14 protein-coding genes are annotated in these 15,173 nt (G+C 60.7%); 8 read left to right on the top strand and 6 right to left on the bottom strand.

Annotation, left to right across the window (positions count from 1 at the left end; all coding sequences use genetic code 11):
- Positions 1–28: 28 nt before the first annotated feature.
- Positions 29–400, bottom strand: coding sequence for a DUF423 domain-containing protein (locus tag AC1DXW_RS02660; protein ID WP_477753583.1), 372 nt, complete (start codon positions 398–400; stop codon positions 29–31).
- A gap of 74 nt (positions 401–474) precedes the next feature.
- Between AC1DXW_RS02660 and mtgA the strand changes: the two genes are divergently transcribed.
- Entirely contained in the window at positions 475–1,197 is a 723-nt protein-coding gene (mtgA, locus tag AC1DXW_RS02655; RefSeq protein ID WP_477753582.1) for a monofunctional biosynthetic peptidoglycan transglycosylase, read from the top strand.
- Between the two features lie 162 nt (positions 1,198–1,359).
- Here the strand turns inward: mtgA and rpoH are convergent, their stop codons facing one another.
- The 4 genes from rpoH to ftsY form a co-directional block, all read right to left on the bottom strand.
- Positions 1,360–2,214 (bottom strand): RNA polymerase sigma factor RpoH, encoded by an 855-nt coding sequence (gene rpoH, locus AC1DXW_RS02650; RefSeq protein ID WP_007975386.1) that lies wholly within the window; start codon positions 2,212–2,214, stop codon positions 1,360–1,362.
- A 119-nt stretch (positions 2,215–2,333) separates the two neighbouring features.
- Complete coding sequence (gene ftsX, locus AC1DXW_RS02645) at positions 2,334–3,356, bottom strand: permease-like cell division protein FtsX (RefSeq protein ID WP_477753581.1); 1,023 nt, start codon at positions 3,354–3,356, stop codon at positions 2,334–2,336.
- Positions 3,353–4,024, bottom strand: a complete 672-nt coding sequence (gene ftsE / locus AC1DXW_RS02640; RefSeq protein ID WP_477753580.1) for a cell division ATP-binding protein FtsE — start codon at positions 4,022–4,024, stop codon at positions 3,353–3,355. Before ftsE ends, ftsX begins: the two co-directional genes overlap by 4 nt.
- On the bottom strand, positions 4,021–5,544 hold the full coding sequence (gene ftsY, locus AC1DXW_RS02635; protein WP_477753579.1) for a signal recognition particle-docking protein FtsY: 1,524 nt from the start codon (positions 5,542–5,544) through the stop codon (positions 4,021–4,023). Before ftsY ends, ftsE begins: the two co-directional genes overlap by 4 nt.
- Positions 5,545–5,887: 343 nt before the next feature.
- Here ftsY and AC1DXW_RS02630 point away from each other — a divergent pair, with 343 nt between their 5' ends.
- The 7 genes from AC1DXW_RS02630 (at position 5,888) to AC1DXW_RS02600 (ending at position 14,169) form a co-directional block, all read left to right on the top strand.
- Positions 5,888–7,243: a M16 family metallopeptidase gene (locus AC1DXW_RS02630; protein WP_477753578.1), complete on the top strand. Its 1,356-nt coding sequence runs from the start codon at positions 5,888–5,890 to the stop codon at positions 7,241–7,243.
- The gene (locus tag AC1DXW_RS02625; RefSeq protein WP_477753577.1) at positions 7,236–8,726 is read left to right on the top strand and encodes a M16 family metallopeptidase; all 1,491 of its coding nucleotides are present in this window, start codon (positions 7,236–7,238) and stop codon (positions 8,724–8,726) included. The genes AC1DXW_RS02630 and AC1DXW_RS02625 overlap by 8 nt, the downstream gene beginning before the upstream one ends.
- Complete coding sequence (gene rsmD / locus AC1DXW_RS02620) at positions 8,726–9,322, top strand: 16S rRNA (guanine(966)-N(2))-methyltransferase RsmD (protein ID WP_007987844.1); 597 nt, start codon at positions 8,726–8,728, stop codon at positions 9,320–9,322. The genes AC1DXW_RS02625 and rsmD overlap by 1 nt, the downstream gene beginning before the upstream one ends.
- A gap of 125 nt (positions 9,323–9,447) precedes the next feature.
- A complete protein-coding gene (locus tag AC1DXW_RS02615; protein WP_477753576.1) occupies positions 9,448–10,794 on the top strand; it encodes a M16 family metallopeptidase in 1,347 nt (448 codons plus the stop codon).
- The gene (locus AC1DXW_RS02610) at positions 10,787–12,232 is read left to right on the top strand and encodes a M16 family metallopeptidase (RefSeq protein WP_477753575.1); all 1,446 of its coding nucleotides are present in this window, start codon (positions 10,787–10,789) and stop codon (positions 12,230–12,232) included. Before AC1DXW_RS02615 ends, AC1DXW_RS02610 begins: the two co-directional genes overlap by 8 nt.
- A 73-nt stretch (positions 12,233–12,305) precedes the next feature.
- Positions 12,306–13,325 carry a hydrolase gene (locus AC1DXW_RS02605; RefSeq protein WP_477753574.1) on the top strand — a complete coding sequence of 340 codons (1,020 nt, stop codon included), beginning with the start codon at positions 12,306–12,308 and terminating at the stop codon, positions 13,323–13,325.
- 4 nt (positions 13,326–13,329) lie between these two features.
- Complete coding sequence (locus tag AC1DXW_RS02600; RefSeq protein WP_477753573.1) at positions 13,330–14,169, top strand: helix-turn-helix transcriptional regulator; 840 nt, start codon at positions 13,330–13,332, stop codon at positions 14,167–14,169.
- Between the two features lie 131 nt (positions 14,170–14,300).
- On the opposite strand, the gene AC1DXW_RS02595 is transcribed toward AC1DXW_RS02600, so the two are convergent.
- The gene (locus tag AC1DXW_RS02595) at positions 14,301–15,155 is read right to left on the bottom strand and encodes a sulfurtransferase (protein ID WP_477753572.1); all 855 of its coding nucleotides are present in this window, start codon (positions 15,153–15,155) and stop codon (positions 14,301–14,303) included.
- Between the last annotated feature and the right edge of the window lie 18 nt (positions 15,156–15,173).

Here is a 15,173-nt window from a genome sequence, read left to right as displayed (position 1 = left end):
ATCGCAGCCTGCGGCAGCTCCTACAGGGTCAGCTCAACCGCCAGGCGGCGAGTCCGAGGCAAAACCAGCCCGCCAGGAAGGCCAGGCCACCGAACGGGGTGATGATGCCGAGCTTGCTGATGCCGGTCAGCGTCAAGATGTACAGGCTGCCGGAGAACAGCAGGATACCGATGGCAAACGACGCGCCGGCCCAGGTGATCAGGCGGCCGGGAATCTGCGTGGACAGGAATGCGACACCCAGTAATGCCAGGGTATGCACCAGTTGATAGGTGACGCCCGTGTGGAAAATCGCCATGTACTCGGCACTCAGGCGGTTTTTCAGGCCATGGGCGGCAAAGGCGCCGAGGCCGACACCGGTGAAACCGAAAAAAGCGGCCAGCATCAGAAAGCCACGCAGCATGCAGAACTCCAGTCAGTTTCGATCCAAAGGGTCTGTATAATGGCCCGCTCAACGGGTTCGGCCAAGCCATCTCTATGCTGCGTATCTATTTCCGTCATTTCACCAAGGCCGTGCTCTGGTTCATGGGTGGCAGCGTATTGCTGGTGCTGATCTTTCGCGTGGTGCCGCCACCGGGGACGACGCTGATGGTCGAGCGCAAGATCGAGTCCTGGTTCGATGGCGAACCCATCGACCTGCAACGGACCTGGAAACCCTGGGATGAGATCTCCGATGACCTGAAAGTCGCGGTGATTGCCGGCGAAGACCAGAAATTCCCGGAGCACTGGGGCTTCGATATCGGCGCGATTCAGGCGGCGTTTGCCCATAACGAGCGCGGCGGTTCGATCCGTGGCGCCAGCACCCTCAGTCAGCAAGTTTCGAAAAACCTGTTCCTGTGGTCTGGCCGCAGCTGGCTGCGCAAAGGCCTGGAAGCCTGGTTCACCGGATTGATCGAAGTGTTCTGGCCCAAGCAGCGAATTCTTGAGGTGTACCTCAACAGCGTCGAGTGGGATGACGGCGTGTTTGGTGCCGAAGCGGCGGCCCGGCATCACTTTGGCGTGAGTGCAAAAGGCCTCAGCCGCCAGCAATCGAGCCTGCTCGCCGCCGTCCTGCCCAACCCGAGGGTCTGGAGCGCCGGCCATCCGACTTCTTACGTTTCGCGCCGGGCTGGCTGGATTCGACAGCAGATGAGTCAGTTGGGCGGGGACAGCTATCTGGTCGGACTGAACGATTCGCGCCGGGCGCCTTGGTCCCAGTAACTGATCACAATTCTTCAGACCCTGAAAACCACTGTGGGAGCGGGCTTGCCCGCGATGACGGCCTGACATTCAACTTTTATATTGAATGTTCGGACCTCATCGCGAGCAAGCTCGCTCCCACAGGATCAATGATCGGGGCGCTTTTTATTGCCAGGCCGCCAGTTAAGCAGCGATCGACAACTTGAGCTTGTTCATCGCGCTCTTCTCGAGCTGACGAATACGCTCGGCCGACACGTTGTACTTCTGCGCCAGGTCGTGCAGCGTGGCCTTTTCTTCCGCCAGCCAGCGCTGGTAGAGGATGTCACGGCTGCGGTCGTCCAGCACTTCCAGCGCTTCGTGCAGGTTGTGGTTGGAGTTGTCGCTCCAGTCGGCATCTTCCAGTTGACGGGCCGGGTCGTACCGGTGGTCTTCCAGATAATTGGCCGGCGACTGGAATGCACTGTCGTCGTCCGCTTCGGCAGCCGGATCGAAGGCCATGTCATGGCCGGTCAGGCGGCTTTCCATCTCGCGTACTTCCCGAGGCTCTACACCGAGGCTTTCCGCCACGCGGTGGACTTCCTCGTTATTCAACCAGGCCAGACGTTTCTTCTGGCTGCGCAGGTTGAAGAACAACTTGCGCTGGGCCTTGGTGGTCGCGACTTTCACGATGCGCCAGTTGCGCAGGATGAACTCGTGGATTTCCGCCTTGATCCAGTGCACGGCAAAGGACACCAGGCGCACGCCCATTTCCGGGTTGAAGCGCTTCACGGCCTTCATCAGGCCGACGTTGCCTTCCTGGATCAGGTCAGCCTGAGCCAGGCCGTAGCCGGAATAGCTACGGGCGATATGTACGACAAAACGCAGGTGGGCGAGCACCATCTGCCGAGCCGCCCCCAAATCCTGCTCATAATAGAGACTCTCGGCCAGTTCACGCTCCTGCTCCGGCGACAGCAGTGGAATGCTGTTGACGGTGTGCACATAGGCCTCCAGGTTCGCACCCGGGACCAGAGCATATGCAGGTTGCAAAGAATTGGTCATACGAAAAAACCTCCGACTTACAAACTCGTGCAGTTCAGCACTGCGAAAATTGACCGGAAACCGAAAGACAAGTTCCCAAAACCTAAAAACGCTGAAAGGTCAATACGAGCAAAATGATACTACTTAGGCGCAAGCTCCCTCAGGTGGCGTGCGACTGCAATCCATGCACCGATATACCCCAACAGCACCGCGCCAAGCAAGAGAGACAGACCGTCGGCAACTGGCACTCCAGCCAGCGCAAAATCACTGCCGTACAAACCGGCCAGCCCCACCACCGCGTCGTTCAGCCAATCAAGGCCGAACGCCAGTACGCCCCAGGACAGAATCCCCGCACCGAAGCCATACAGTGCGCCCATATACAGAAAGGGCCTGCGTACATAGCTGTCAGTGCCGCCGACCAGTTTAATCACTTCTATCTCTATGCGGCGGTTTTCAATATGAAGACGAATGGTATTGCCTATCACCAAAAGTAATGCAGAAACCAGAAGCACGGTCAGACCGAAGACAAAACGGTCACCCAGCTTGAGGATGGCTGCCAGACGCTCGACCCAGACTAAATCAAGTTGCGCCTGTTGTACCTTCGGCAGCTCGGATAGTTTTTGTCTTAATGCTTCAAGAGCCGGCTTGTCGACTTCGTTCGGCGTCACCAGCACCACGCCTGGCAGCGGGTTCTCCGGCAACTCCTTGAGCGCCTCGCCCAGCCCGGACTGTTGCTGGAACTCTTCCAGCGCCTGCTCCCGGCCAACGTATTCGGCATCGGCCACGCCAGGCATGCCCTTGATCTGATCGCGCAGCGATTCACCTTCCGCCGGCTTGGCCTCAAGGTCCAGATACAGGGAAATCTGCGCCGCGCGCTGCCAGGAACCGCCCAGACGCTCGACGTTACTTAGCAAAAGTGACAGGCCCATGGGCAAGCTCAGGGCCACCGCCATCACCATGCAGGTGAAAAAACTGCCGATGGGCTGCTTGCCCAGGCGGCGCAGGCTGTCCACCAGACTGGCGCGATGGCTTTCGATCCAGGCACGGAACAACGTGGCGAAGTCCGGCCCGTCGTCATCATCGCGTTTTTTCTTTTGCGGCTGCGGATCGGCGGCCTTCGGAGCCACACGCTCGGAAACCTTGGGGCTACGTGTTGCACTCATACGGCCGCCTCCCCGTCACCGATCAATCGACCGCGTTGCAGCGTCAGCATGCGATGGCGCATGCGGGCGATCAGGGCCAGGTCGTGACTGGCGATCAGCACGCTGGTACCCAGGCGATTGATGTCTTCGAACACACCCATGATCTCGGCGGCCAGACGCGGGTCGAGGTTACCGGTCGGCTCGTCCGCCAGCAGCAAGGCCGGACGGTGGACGATGGCGCGGGCGATGCCGACGCGCTGCTGCTGACCGGTGGACAGGTCGCCCGGGTACAGATCGGTTTTATCCGACAGTGCCACGCGCTCCAGTGCCGAGTCCACGCGCTTGGCGATCTCGGCCTTGGACAGGCCCAGGATCTGCAAAGGCAACGCGACGTTATTGAACACCGTGCGATCGAACAGCAACTGGTGATTCTGGAACACCACACCGATCTGCCGGCGCAAGAAAGGTATCTGCGCGCTGCTGATGGTGCTCAGGTCTTGCCCGGCGAGCAGCAGCTTGCCGCTGGTCGGGCGCTCCATCGCCAGCAACAGGCGCAACAGTGTGGATTTACCGGCACCGGAATGGCCGGTGACAAACAAGAACTCGCCACGACGGACTCGAAAGCTCAGCTCATGCAAGCCGACGTGACCGTTCGGGTAGCGCTTACCGACCTGTTCGAAACGAATCATGAACGCTCCCGCTCGGCAAACAATGCCTGGACAAAGGGTTCTGCTTCAAAGGTACGCAAATCGTCGATGCCTTCGCCGACGCCAATGTAGCGGATCGGCAGGCCGAATTGCTTGGCCAGGGCAAAAATCACCCCGCCCTTGGCGGTGCCGTCGAGCTTGGTCAGCGCCAGGCCGGTCAGTTCGACGGTCTGGTTGAATTGTTTGGCCTGGTTGATGGCATTCTGGCCAGTGCCGGCATCAAGCACCAACAGCACTTCGTGAGGTGCGTCGGCGTCGAGCTTGCCGATCACCCGGCGAACCTTTTTCAGTTCTTCCATCAGGTTGTCTTTGGTGTGCAGGCGACCGGCGGTGTCGGCGATCAGCACATCGATGCCACGGGCCTTGGCGGCCTGCACGGCATCGAAGATCACCGAGGCCGAGTCGGCGCCAGTGTGCTGCGCGATCACCGGGATCTTGTTGCGCTCACCCCAGACCTGCAATTGCTCCACCGCCGCGGCACGGAAGGTATCGCCGGCGGCGAGCATGACTTTCTTGCCTTCCAGCTGCAGTTTCTTCGCCAGCTTGCCGATAGTGGTGGTCTTGCCGGCACCGTTGACGCCGACGACCAGAATCACGAACGGCTTGTTCTGCGAGGTGACTTTCAGCGGCTGCTCGACAGGCTTGAGCATCGCTGCCAGCTCGGCTTGCAAGGATTTGTACAGGGCATCGGCGTCGGCCAGCTCCTTGCGCGCAACCTTCTGCGTCAGACGCTGAATGATCACCGAGGTGGCCTCGACACCAACATCGGCGGTCAGCAAACGGGTTTCGAGGTCTTCGAGCAGTTCGTCATCAATAACCTTTTTGCCCAGGAACAGGCTGGCCATCCCTTCGCCAATACTGGCGCTGGTCTTGGACAGCCCCTGCTTGAGGCGGGCGAAGAAACCGGCTTTGGTTTCTTCGGTGCGTACGGGTTCTACCGGGGTTTCGACGGGCGACGCGATCGGTTCAGGAATCGGAGCGGGTGCAGGCGCTTGAGCAACCGGAGCAACCGGAGCAACCGGAGCAACGAATACCGGAACCTCTGGCTGGCTGACAACGGGAACAGGCTCGGCCACGACGATTGGTTCAACAATCGCTTCGACCACAGGCGCGTGAGCCGGTGCAGGCGTAAACGCTACCGGAGCCGGAATCGGTGGTGTCACGTGAGGAGCCAGGTCATTTTCGACCAATGCCACGGGTTCTTCGGCTACCGGCAGGGTCAACCACGGTTCGGCTATCGGGGCCAGTGGCTGTTCGGTGACGATTTCGCTGACGGATTCGGGAGCGGCTTCAACCTTGGGTTGCAGCAATGGCTCGGCAATCGGCAGAACAACCGGCGCGGGCGCTTCTTCTATTACCGGGACCGGCGTCGGCGCTGGTTCAGGAATGGCTTGTGGCTGTTCGACGACGGGTTCCTGCGGCTTTTTGCGCAGCCATCCGAACAGGCTTTTTTTCTCGCCAGCCGCAGCTGGGGTCTTCTTGTCGTCGTTGGAACCAAACATGGAGGACGGCTATCTCACGGTAGCGACGCGCCAATGGCGCCCCGGCAAATAAATATTCGATGCAGAACAGACTGCGATTGACCCAGCTTGTTCACGCGCAACATTTTGTCGAAGTGCTCAACGGCACCTCAAGCAATCGATTTCTCATAGGACTAAAGCAGCAAAATCGGCGAAAACGCGGAATTCAGTTGATAAATATCCACCTTCCGTCGCAAACCCATTCAACCTGATCAAGCATAAAGGCCTGATAGGCGTGGCCGCCGCTAAAACGGATCAGTATCCTAGCACCCTCTCGCCCGCTGACGCTAAGAACAAGCGGGCAGCCCCAAAGGTTTGAAAACGAATGAATGCTCTTGCCCGCCGCGCCGCTGGCCTGCTGCTCAGCACAGTTTGCCTGCCCCTTTCGGCCCTGGCTGCCGACCCGCAACCCACCCACGAATTCACCCTCGACAATGGCCTGAAGGTGGTCGTGCGTGAAGACCACCGAGCGCCCGTGGTGGTTTCCCAGGTCTGGTACAAGGTCGGCTCCAGCTACGAGACGCCGGGTAATACCGGCCTGTCCCACGCGCTGGAACACATGATGTTCAAGGGCAGCGAGAAAGTCGGCCCCGGCGAAGCCTCGCTGATCCTGCGCGACCTCGGCGCCGAAGAGAATGCATTCACCAGCGACGACTTCACCGCGTACTACCAGGTGCTGGCCCGGGATCGCCTGGGTGTGGCCTTCGAACTGGAAGCCGACCGCATGGCCAGCCTGCGCCTGCCGCCCGACGAGTTTGCCAAGGAAATCGAGGTCATCAAGGAAGAGCGTCGCCTGCGCACCGACGACAAGCCGATGTCCAAGGCCTACGAGCGCTTCAAGGCCATGGCCTATCCGGCCAGCGGTTACCACACGCCGACCATCGGCTGGATGGCCGACCTTGAGCGGATGAAAGTCGAAGAGCTGCGCCACTGGTACGAAACCTGGTACGTGCCCAACAACGCCACGTTGGTGGTGGTTGGCGATGTCACCCCGGACGAAGTCAAAACCCTGGCCCAACGCTATTTCGGCCCGATCGCCAAGCGTGAAGTGCCCGCCGCGAAAAAACCGCTGGAACTGGCCGAGCCGGGCGAGCGCCAGATCACCCTGCACGTGCAGACCCAACTGCCTAGCCTGATGCTGGCCTTCAACGTGCCGAGCATCGCCACCGCCGAAGACAAGCGTCTGGTCAATGCCCTGCGCCTGATCTCGGCACTGCTCGACGGCGGCTACAGCGGACGCATCCCGACGCAACTGGAGCGCGGAGAAGAACTGGTGTCCGGCGGCTCGTCGAGTTACGACGCCTACACCCGTGGCGACAGCCTCTTTACCCTGTCGGCATCGCCAAACTCGCAGAAGCACAAGACCATCGCCCAGGCACAAGCCGGTTTGTGGAAGCTGCTCGACCAACTGAAAACCACGGCGCCAACTGCTGAAGAGCTGGAACGGGTCCGCGCACAAGTCATCGCCGGCCTGGTCTTCGAGCGTGACTCGATCACCAGTCAGGCCACGGCCATCGGCCAACTGGAAACCGTCGGACTGTCATGGAAACTGATGGACACCGAACTGGCCGACCTGGAAAGCGTCACGCCGGAAGATATCCAGAAAGCCGCCAAGTTGTATTTCACCCGCGAACGTCTCAGCGTCGCCCATGTACTGCCTCTGGAGACGACTCATGAGTGAGCGTAAAACCTCCCGCCTGGCCCTGATCGGCCTGGTCGCCGTCGCCGTTATCGGCTCCGCCGCGTTCTATTTGTCGCGCCCTGGCGAAACCAATGCCAGCGAAGCCCTGGACAAGGCCAAGGCCAGCCAGAAACTGCAGTCGCTGACCGAGCTCAACGGCAAGGCACCGGACCACCGCAAGCTGGACGTGCAGACCTGGAACACCGCCGAAGGCACCAAGGTGCTGTTTGTCGAAGCCCATGAGCTGCCGATGTTCGACATGCGCCTGATCTTCGCTGCCGGCAGCAGCCAGGACGGCGCTGCACCGGGCGTGGCGGTGTTGACCAACGCCATGCTCAACGAAGGCGTGGCCGGCAAAGACGTCGGTGCCATTGCCCAGGGCTTCGAAGGCCTGGGTGCCGATTTCGGCAACGGCGCTTATAAGGACATGGCAATCGCTTCGCTGCGCAGCCTGAGTGCCAAGGACAAGCGCGAGCCGGCCCTGAAGCTGTTCGCCGAAGTCATCGGCAAGCCGACTTTCCCTGCCGATTCGCTGGCCCGCATCAAGAACCAGTTGCTTGCCGGTTTCGAGTACCAGAAACAGAACCCGGGCAAACTGGCGAGCCTGGAACTGATGAACCGCTTGTACGGTGATCACCCGTACGCACACGCCAGCGACGGCACGGCGAAAACCGTCCCGGCGATCACCGCGGCCCAACTGCGTGCTTTCCACGAGAAAGCCTACGCCGCCGGTAACGTGGTGATCGCGCTGGTCGGCGACCTGTCCCGTGCAGAAGCCGAAGCGATTGCCGCGCAGGTTTCCAGTGCCCTGCCCAAAGGCCCGGCCTTGCCGAAAATCGCGCAACCGGTCGAGCCCAAGGCCAGCGTCGGCCATATCGAGTTCCCGTCCAAGCAGACCAACCTGATGCTCGCGCAATTGGGCATCGACCGCGACGACCCGGACTACGCAGCGTTGTCCATGGGGAACCAGATTCTCGGTGGCGGCGGCTTCGGTACCCGCTTGATGAGCGAAGTGCGCGAGAAGCGTGGCCTGACTTACGGCGTGTATTCGGGCTTCACCCCGATGCAGGCGCGCGGCCCGTTCATGATCAACCTGCAGACCCGCGCCGAGATGAGCGAAGGCACCCTGAAACTGGTGCAGGATGTACTGGCCGACTACCTTGAAACCGGCCCGACCGAAAAAGAGCTCGACGACGCCAAGCGCGAGCTGGCCGGCAGTTTCCCGCTGTCCACCGCGAGCAACGCCGATATCGTCGGCCAACTGGGCGCCATCGGTTTCTACAACCTGCCGTTGAGTCATCTGGAAGATTTCATGCAACAGTCCCAGGCCTTGACCGTCGAGCAGGTCAAAGCCGCCATGAACAAACACCTGGGCACGGACAAAATGGTCATCGTCAGCGTTGGCCCGACCGTGCCGCAAAAGCCGTTACCGGCCCCTACTGACAAACCTTCCGAGCAACCGCTCGGGGTTCCGGAGCATTAATGGCAAGTCCAAAAAAACCCGCCAGAAACGTCCACAACGGCGTGAACCAGCTGCGCATCATTGGCGGCGAATGGCGCAGCCGCAAGCTTAGCTTCCCCGACGCCCCGGGCCTGCGCCCGACGCCGGATCGCGTGCGTGAAACCCTGTTCAACTGGCTCGCGCCTTACGTGCCGGGCGCCAAGGTGCTCGACCCGTTCACCGGCAGTGGCGCGCTGTTCCTCGAAGCCCTGTCCCGTGGCGCAGCCATGGGTCAGGCGCTGGACGCCAGCAGTATCGCGGTGTCCAGCCTGAAAGAGCACCTGGGGACGTTGCGGTGCACCAACGGCCAGGTCCAGACCGCCGATGCCCTGCGCTACCTGGAAACCCAGACCGCGACGGCCTACGACCTGGTGTTCCTCGACCCGCCGTTCAACCAGAACCTGCTGCCCGCCGTTTGCAAGTTGCTCGAAGAGCGCCAATGGCTGGCCGAAGACGCCTGGGTGTACACCGAAAGCGAGTCGGCGCCGTCGACCCTGGGCCTGCCGGAGAACTGGCGCCTGCACCGGGAGCAGAAATCCGGACGCGTGTATTACTCGTTGTGGCAGCGCAGCGCCTGACATTTCAGCGAGACGACTGCCCCAGCCTGGTTGTGAGGTGCACTACATAGTTACCGCCTGACATCCTTACGGATCATCCACAGTGGCTTGCGCAATTACCTGCAAACCACTGAGGATGAACACGGATGAACATCTCCCGCAGCCTGTTTATGCTGCCCTTTATCGCCTGGCTACCGCTCATGGCCAGCGCGGCAACACCCCCAGCGACGCAAGACTTCGTACTGGACAACGGTCTCAAGGTTGTCGTGCGCGAGGACCACCGCTCCCCCATCGTCACCGCCCAACTCTGGATCAAGGCCGGTTCAAGCTACGAACCGCCCGGCCAGTCCGGCCTGTCCCACGCCCTCGAACATATGGTCTACAAAGGCAGCAGCAAGGCCTGCGCCGGAGAGTTCGAGGCGATACTGGAGAAATTGGGCGCCAGCCAAAACGCATTTACCGGCACTGATTTCACGGTTTTTTACCAGACACTGCCTTCCGGCCGCACTGGCGTCGCGTTCGAAATACTGGCCGATCTGATGAGTACGGCCGAGCTGAATGCACAGGACTTCACACCGGAGCTCAAGGTCATTCAGGAGGAGCGTCGGATGCGCGTTGATGATGAAATCATCGCGCTGGCTCACGAACGACTGAACAGCATCGCCCACCCGGCCAGCGGCTACCGCACCCCGACGATTGGCTGGATGCACGATCTGCAACGCATGAACGCCGTGCAATTACAGCAGTGGTATCAGGCCTGGTATTCGCCGGACAATGCGACGCTGGTGGTCGTTGGCGATGTTGCACCTGAGCGGATCAAGGCCTTGGCACAGCAGCACTTCGGCCACCTTGAGCGGCGCGCAACACCCATGGCGCCAGCCCCCGTCGAACTGGCCTCTGCCGGTGAACGGTCACTGACCCTGCGCGCGCCGGTAGCGTCCCCGCGCCTGATCATGAGTTTCAACGCGCCCAGTCTGACCACGGCACTGGATCGTCGGACCGCCCATGCCCTGCGCTTGCTCGATATGTTACTGGCCGGATCCAATAGCGCGCGGATCAAACAGCAACTGCAACTGAGCGAGGCGATATTCACTGAGGCCGACTCAGAGTACGACGCCTTCAATCGCGGCGATTCGTTGCTGACCATCAGCACCCAGCTCAACCCGGACAAGCTCAATGACGCTGACGAAGCCCTCGCCCGACTGTGGCAAGTGATCGAATCACTGAAGAGCAAGGCACCGGAACCGGCAGAACTGGACCGTGCGAAAAACCTTGTGATCGCTAACTCGGTTTATGCGCAGGATGATCTGGAAGGACAGGCCAACACCTTGGGCCTGCTGGAAACCATCGGCCTGGACTGGCGGCTGGCCGATCAGGATACGGATGAGCTGAACAAGGTCACTCCCCTGGATATTCAACAAGTCGCAAAGACTTACCTGACGCGTGAGCGCCTGAGTACCGCGAAAATCCTGCCGGAGAAAAACAATGGATAAGCTCAAAGGCCACATCAATGGATTGATCCTGGCCGGCATGCTGTTGAGCGCACAGGCCCCTGCCGTTGCAACCACGGCGCCCCAGAAACCAGTGCTGCAATCGCTCAACGAACCACAGTCTCCGACGATCCACCGCGCGCTGTCGATCAAGGGTTACAAAACGCTCAGTGGAACGAAGATCCTGTTCATCCGCACCCCTGGCCTGCCGATGTTCGATGCCCTGGTGAGTTTTTCCGCAGGCAGCGCCCAAACCCCGCATCAACCCGGCCTGGCAGCGGTGACCTTCAGCCTTTTGAATGAGGGTGTGGCTGGCAAGGACGTCAATGCCATACTGGCGACGTTCGATAATCTGGGTGCCAGGCTGGGTATGGGTATCAGCCAGGATCGGACCCTTTTTTCCCTGCGCAGCCTGAGCGACGAAGCCCGGCGCGCTCCAGCCCTGGAACTGTTTGCCCAATTACTCGGCAAGCCGCTGTTGCCGCAAGAGTCCCTGCCTACAGTGAAATCCCAATTGCAGTTCTTGCTGGACCGTGAAGATCAGTCCCATGCCGCTCAAGCCCGAAAAGCTAATCTCGGCCAGCTGTTTCCCGACCACGGCTATGCTCAGTCCTTCTACGGAACCCGGGCCGGGCTTGCCTCCATCACCCGCACCCAGGCGCAAGACTTTCATCGCGAGGCTTATTCCGCGGGCAATGCCCAGATCACACTGGTCGGTGACCTCACCGAGGAAGAAGCCCAGCGTATTGGTGCGCAGATATCCGCGGCCTTGCCCCTGGGACCGGCCACTGCCGCGATCCAGCCAGCGACAAGTCCAGCTGCTCCAAGTCTGTTGCGTGTTGAGCGACCATCGACCCAGGCTTACCTGCGCCTTGCCCAGCCAAGTGTGCTGCGAAACAATCCGGACTACGTCGCGCTACAGATGGCCATGCGGATTTTCACCAACCGACTGACCGATGAATTGCGTGAACGCCGAGGCCTGACCTACCACGTTGAAGCCGACCTTTCAGCCCTTCAGGTACAAGGATTGCTGACCATTGAATTGCAGACCCGACCAGAGCAGGCCGATGCCGTGCTGACCCATATCAAGACGATGTTCACCGACTTCCTCGCCCAAGGGCCGACCCAACAGGAACTCGAAGACATCCAACAGCAACTGACCGGTAGCGCGCCGTTGAACAGCGCTACCAATGCGCAGATTCTGAGACAGTTGTACGCCATCAGCGCTCACAATCTGCCACTGGACCTCGACTTTGCCACGCAAGCAGCCTTGAAGCTGAACCTTGTATCAATCAAAAACGCACTCAACCGGCATTACCACGCCAACCAATGGCGCGTTGTCATCCTGGGGCCGAAGACAGATCAACAACCGCTGCCGGCTCCAAGCGAAAGCACAACCAATTCCATGTGTCGCGCACCTGGCGAGATTGTGGCAAGTTAGACAGCCATGATGACGCGGTCGCGGCGCTGCCGCGCCGCGTCTTCGGGCAGACTCATGAACACTTCCACCGAGAATGACTGTGCAACCGCACCCCGCACTGGCCTCACCGCCGTCCTTTACCCCCGCCTTTGGCATCGGCAATCCGCACTTGCAAACCTTGTGGGGGCCTCTGTGGCGTAAAACCGTGCACATCGGCCGCGAACGCGAACGTCTTTGGCTTGAAGACGGCGATTTTCTCGATCTCGACTGGCACGGCCCGCACAGCGCCGATGCACCCTTGGTGCTCGTGTTGCACGGGCTCACCGGCTCCTCGAATTCGCCTTATGTCGCCGGCATGCAAAAAGCCTTGGGCGACCGAGGCTGGGCCAGCGTTGCGCTGAACTGGCGCGGCTGTTCGGGCGAACCCAACCTGTTGCCGCGCAGCTACCATTCCGGTGCCAGCGAAGACCTGGCCGAAACCATCAAACACTTGCGGGCCAAACGGCCTCTCGCTCCGCTGTATGCTGTCGGCTACTCATTGGGCGGCAATATCCTGCTCAAGCATTTGGGCGAAACCGGTAGCGACAGCGACTTGATGGGCGCCGTGGCGGTGTCGGTGCCGTTCCGCCTGGACCAGTGCGCCGACCGTATCGACCAGGGTTTCTCAAAGGTCTATCAGGCGCATTTCATGCGCGAGATGCTCGCCTACATCAAGAACAAACAGCGGCAGTTCCAGCATGACGGACACGAGGATGGCCTGGCCGCATTGGCCGCACTTGGCTCGCTGGAAAACATGCGCACGTTCTGGGATTTCGATGGCCGGGTTACCGCACCGCTGAACGGCTTTGTCGATGCCGAGGATTACTATCGCCGCGCATCGAGCCGCTACTTCCTCGGCGAAATTCGCACCCCGACCCTGATGATTCAGGCGGCCGACGACCCCTTCGTATTTCCCCACAGCCTGCCGCACGTCGATGAATTGTCCGCCTGTACGCAATTTGAACTGCAAGCCAAGGGCGGGCACGTCGGTTTCGTAGACGGCACGCTCAGGCAACCGGGTTACTACCTGGAACGGCGCATCCCCGAGTGGCTGGCCGCCGTGGCTCGCGAGTAAAGCCATGGTCAGCGATCAGGGCGAGTCGATTCATTTCTGGCAAACCGCGCCACTGGCCGGGGTCGAATTATTGTCCGCACGCTACATCGATCATCGTTTCGCGCCCCATGTGCATGACGGCTATGTGATCGGCATGATCATGGCCGGCGCCCAGCGTTATCGTTATCGCGGTGCCGAACACTTGGCGGGCAGCGGCACGCTGGTGCTGATCAACCCCGATGAATTGCACACCGGTCATAAAGGTACCGAGGATGGCTGGCTTTACCGGGCGTTTTATCCGGACAGCGGACAGATAACCTCGCTGCTGGCCGAACTCGAATTACCAACCCACCACTTGCCGGCCTTCGGTGCCACACTGTATCGCGATCAGGATCTGGTGAACGGTTTCTGCCAACTCCACCACCTGCTGGAAAGCCCCGCCACGGCATTGCAGCAACAAACGGTCTGGCGCGAACTGGTGCTGTCGCTGTTGCAGCGTCATGCGGCGGTGCCCGATGCCGGCAAACCCGGCAAGGAACACCGGGCTGTGAGCCTGGCCAAGGAATTGCTGCAGGCGCAACTGGTAGCACCGCCCTCACTGGAGGCGCTGGCGGCGGCGGTCAATCTCTCGCCATTCCATTTCGCCCGAGTGTTCCGCCGCGCCACCGGCATGCCGCCGCACACCTGGCTGATGCAACAGCGCATCGCCCGGGCGCGGACGTTGCTGCAACGTGGTTGTTTACCGCTGGAGGTCGCAATGCAACTTGGGTTTGCCGACCAGAGCCATCTGAGCCGGCAGTTCAAGCAAGTGTATGGGGTTGGGCCGGGGGCGTATCGCAGTGCAAAGCGGGGACTTGAGGCTTAACGAAGTCTCATAAACACCGTCCATCCCTGTGGGAGCGAGCTTGCTCGCGATGGCGGCTTAACAATCAGCATCAATACTGAATGTGATGGCCCCATCGCGAGCAAGCTCGCTCCCACAGGGTTTCGTGGTGCTCATTCGCCGGTGGCAATGCCCCGCGCAGGCTCGTTGATCCATTCGCTCCACGACCCGGCATACAACGAACCCAACGGATAACCGGCCAGGCACAACGCAAACAGGTTGTGGCACGCCGTCACGCCGGAACCGCAGTACGCCACCAAATCGGTCGGCGAACGATCACCCAGTTTCGCAGCGAAACGCTGCCTGAGCTGATCGGCCGGCAGGAAGCGCCCGTCACTGCCCAGGTTGTCGGTAAACGCCGCACACTGGGCGCCGGGAATGTGCCCGGCCACCGGATCGATCGGCTCCACTTCACCCTTGAAACGCGGCAGTGCGCGGGCATCGAGCAGGGTCAGTTCCGGCCGGGCGAGGCGCTTTTGCAACTGCTCGGCACTGATCAGCAACGCCGTGTCAGGACTGCCGGTGAAGGAACCACGGGTGATCGCCGGCGTATCCAGGCTCAACGGCAACCCCGCCGCATGCCAGGCCTTGAGCCCGCCATCGAGGATGAATACGCCATCGCGCTTGCCCAGCCATGCCAGCAACCACCAGGCCCGCGCCGCATAGGCACCCGGACCGTCGTCATACAGAACCACTTCGCTGTCGGCGTTGATACCCCAGGCTTGCAGGCGCTCGATCAGTTGCGCCGGTTCGGGTAACGGATGACGTCCGGTCACACCCTTGACCACGGCGCCACTCAGATCACGCTCAAGGTCGGCATAGCTCGAACCGGCAATGTGCCCTTCGGCATAGCTGCGCTGACCGTAATCCGGGTCTTCGAGGGCAAAACGACAATCCAGAATCACCAGCCCCGGCTGATCCTTTTTCAGGTCCAGTGCTTGCGGGGTGATCAGTTGCGCAATGGGCATAACAGGCTCCTGTGATTT

This window comes from Pseudomonas sp. P4_C4 (genome assembly GCF_056402055.1).
The sequence above is the reverse complement of the archived record's forward strand: the minus strand, read 5'-3'. Positions and strand labels throughout refer to the sequence as shown.

Coding starts and splice junctions, on each gene's coding strand:
- AC1DXW_RS02660 (WP_477753583.1), bottom strand. CDS start 400: ATGCTGCGTGGCTTTCTGATGCTGGCCGCTTTTTTCGGTTTCACCGGT.
- ftsY (WP_477753579.1), bottom strand. CDS start 5,544: ATGTTTGGTTCCAACGACGACAAGAAGACCCCAGCTGCGGCTGGCGAG.
- AC1DXW_RS02615 (WP_477753576.1), top strand. CDS start 9,448: ATGAACATCTCCCGCAGCCTGTTTATGCTGCCCTTTATCGCCTGGCTA.
- AC1DXW_RS02595 (WP_477753572.1), bottom strand. CDS start 15,155: ATGCCCATTGCGCAACTGATCACCCCGCAAGCACTGGACCTGAAAAAG.
- AC1DXW_RS02625 (WP_477753577.1), top strand. CDS start 7,236: ATGAGTGAGCGTAAAACCTCCCGCCTGGCCCTGATCGGCCTGGTCGCC.
- AC1DXW_RS02600 (WP_477753573.1), top strand. CDS start 13,330: ATGGTCAGCGATCAGGGCGAGTCGATTCATTTCTGGCAAACCGCGCCA.
- AC1DXW_RS02610 (WP_477753575.1), top strand. CDS start 10,787: ATGGATAAGCTCAAAGGCCACATCAATGGATTGATCCTGGCCGGCATG.
- ftsX (WP_477753581.1), bottom strand. CDS start 3,356: ATGAGTGCAACACGTAGCCCCAAGGTTTCCGAGCGTGTGGCTCCGAAG.
- AC1DXW_RS02630 (WP_477753578.1), top strand. CDS start 5,888: ATGAATGCTCTTGCCCGCCGCGCCGCTGGCCTGCTGCTCAGCACAGTT.
- mtgA (WP_477753582.1), top strand. CDS start 475: ATGCTGCGTATCTATTTCCGTCATTTCACCAAGGCCGTGCTCTGGTTC.
- AC1DXW_RS02605 (WP_477753574.1), top strand. CDS start 12,306: ATGACTGTGCAACCGCACCCCGCACTGGCCTCACCGCCGTCCTTTACC.
- rpoH (WP_007975386.1), bottom strand. CDS start 2,214: ATGACCAATTCTTTGCAACCTGCATATGCTCTGGTCCCGGGTGCGAAC.
- rsmD (WP_007987844.1), top strand. CDS start 8,726: ATGGCAAGTCCAAAAAAACCCGCCAGAAACGTCCACAACGGCGTGAAC.
- ftsE (WP_477753580.1), bottom strand. CDS start 4,024: ATGATTCGTTTCGAACAGGTCGGTAAGCGCTACCCGAACGGTCACGTC.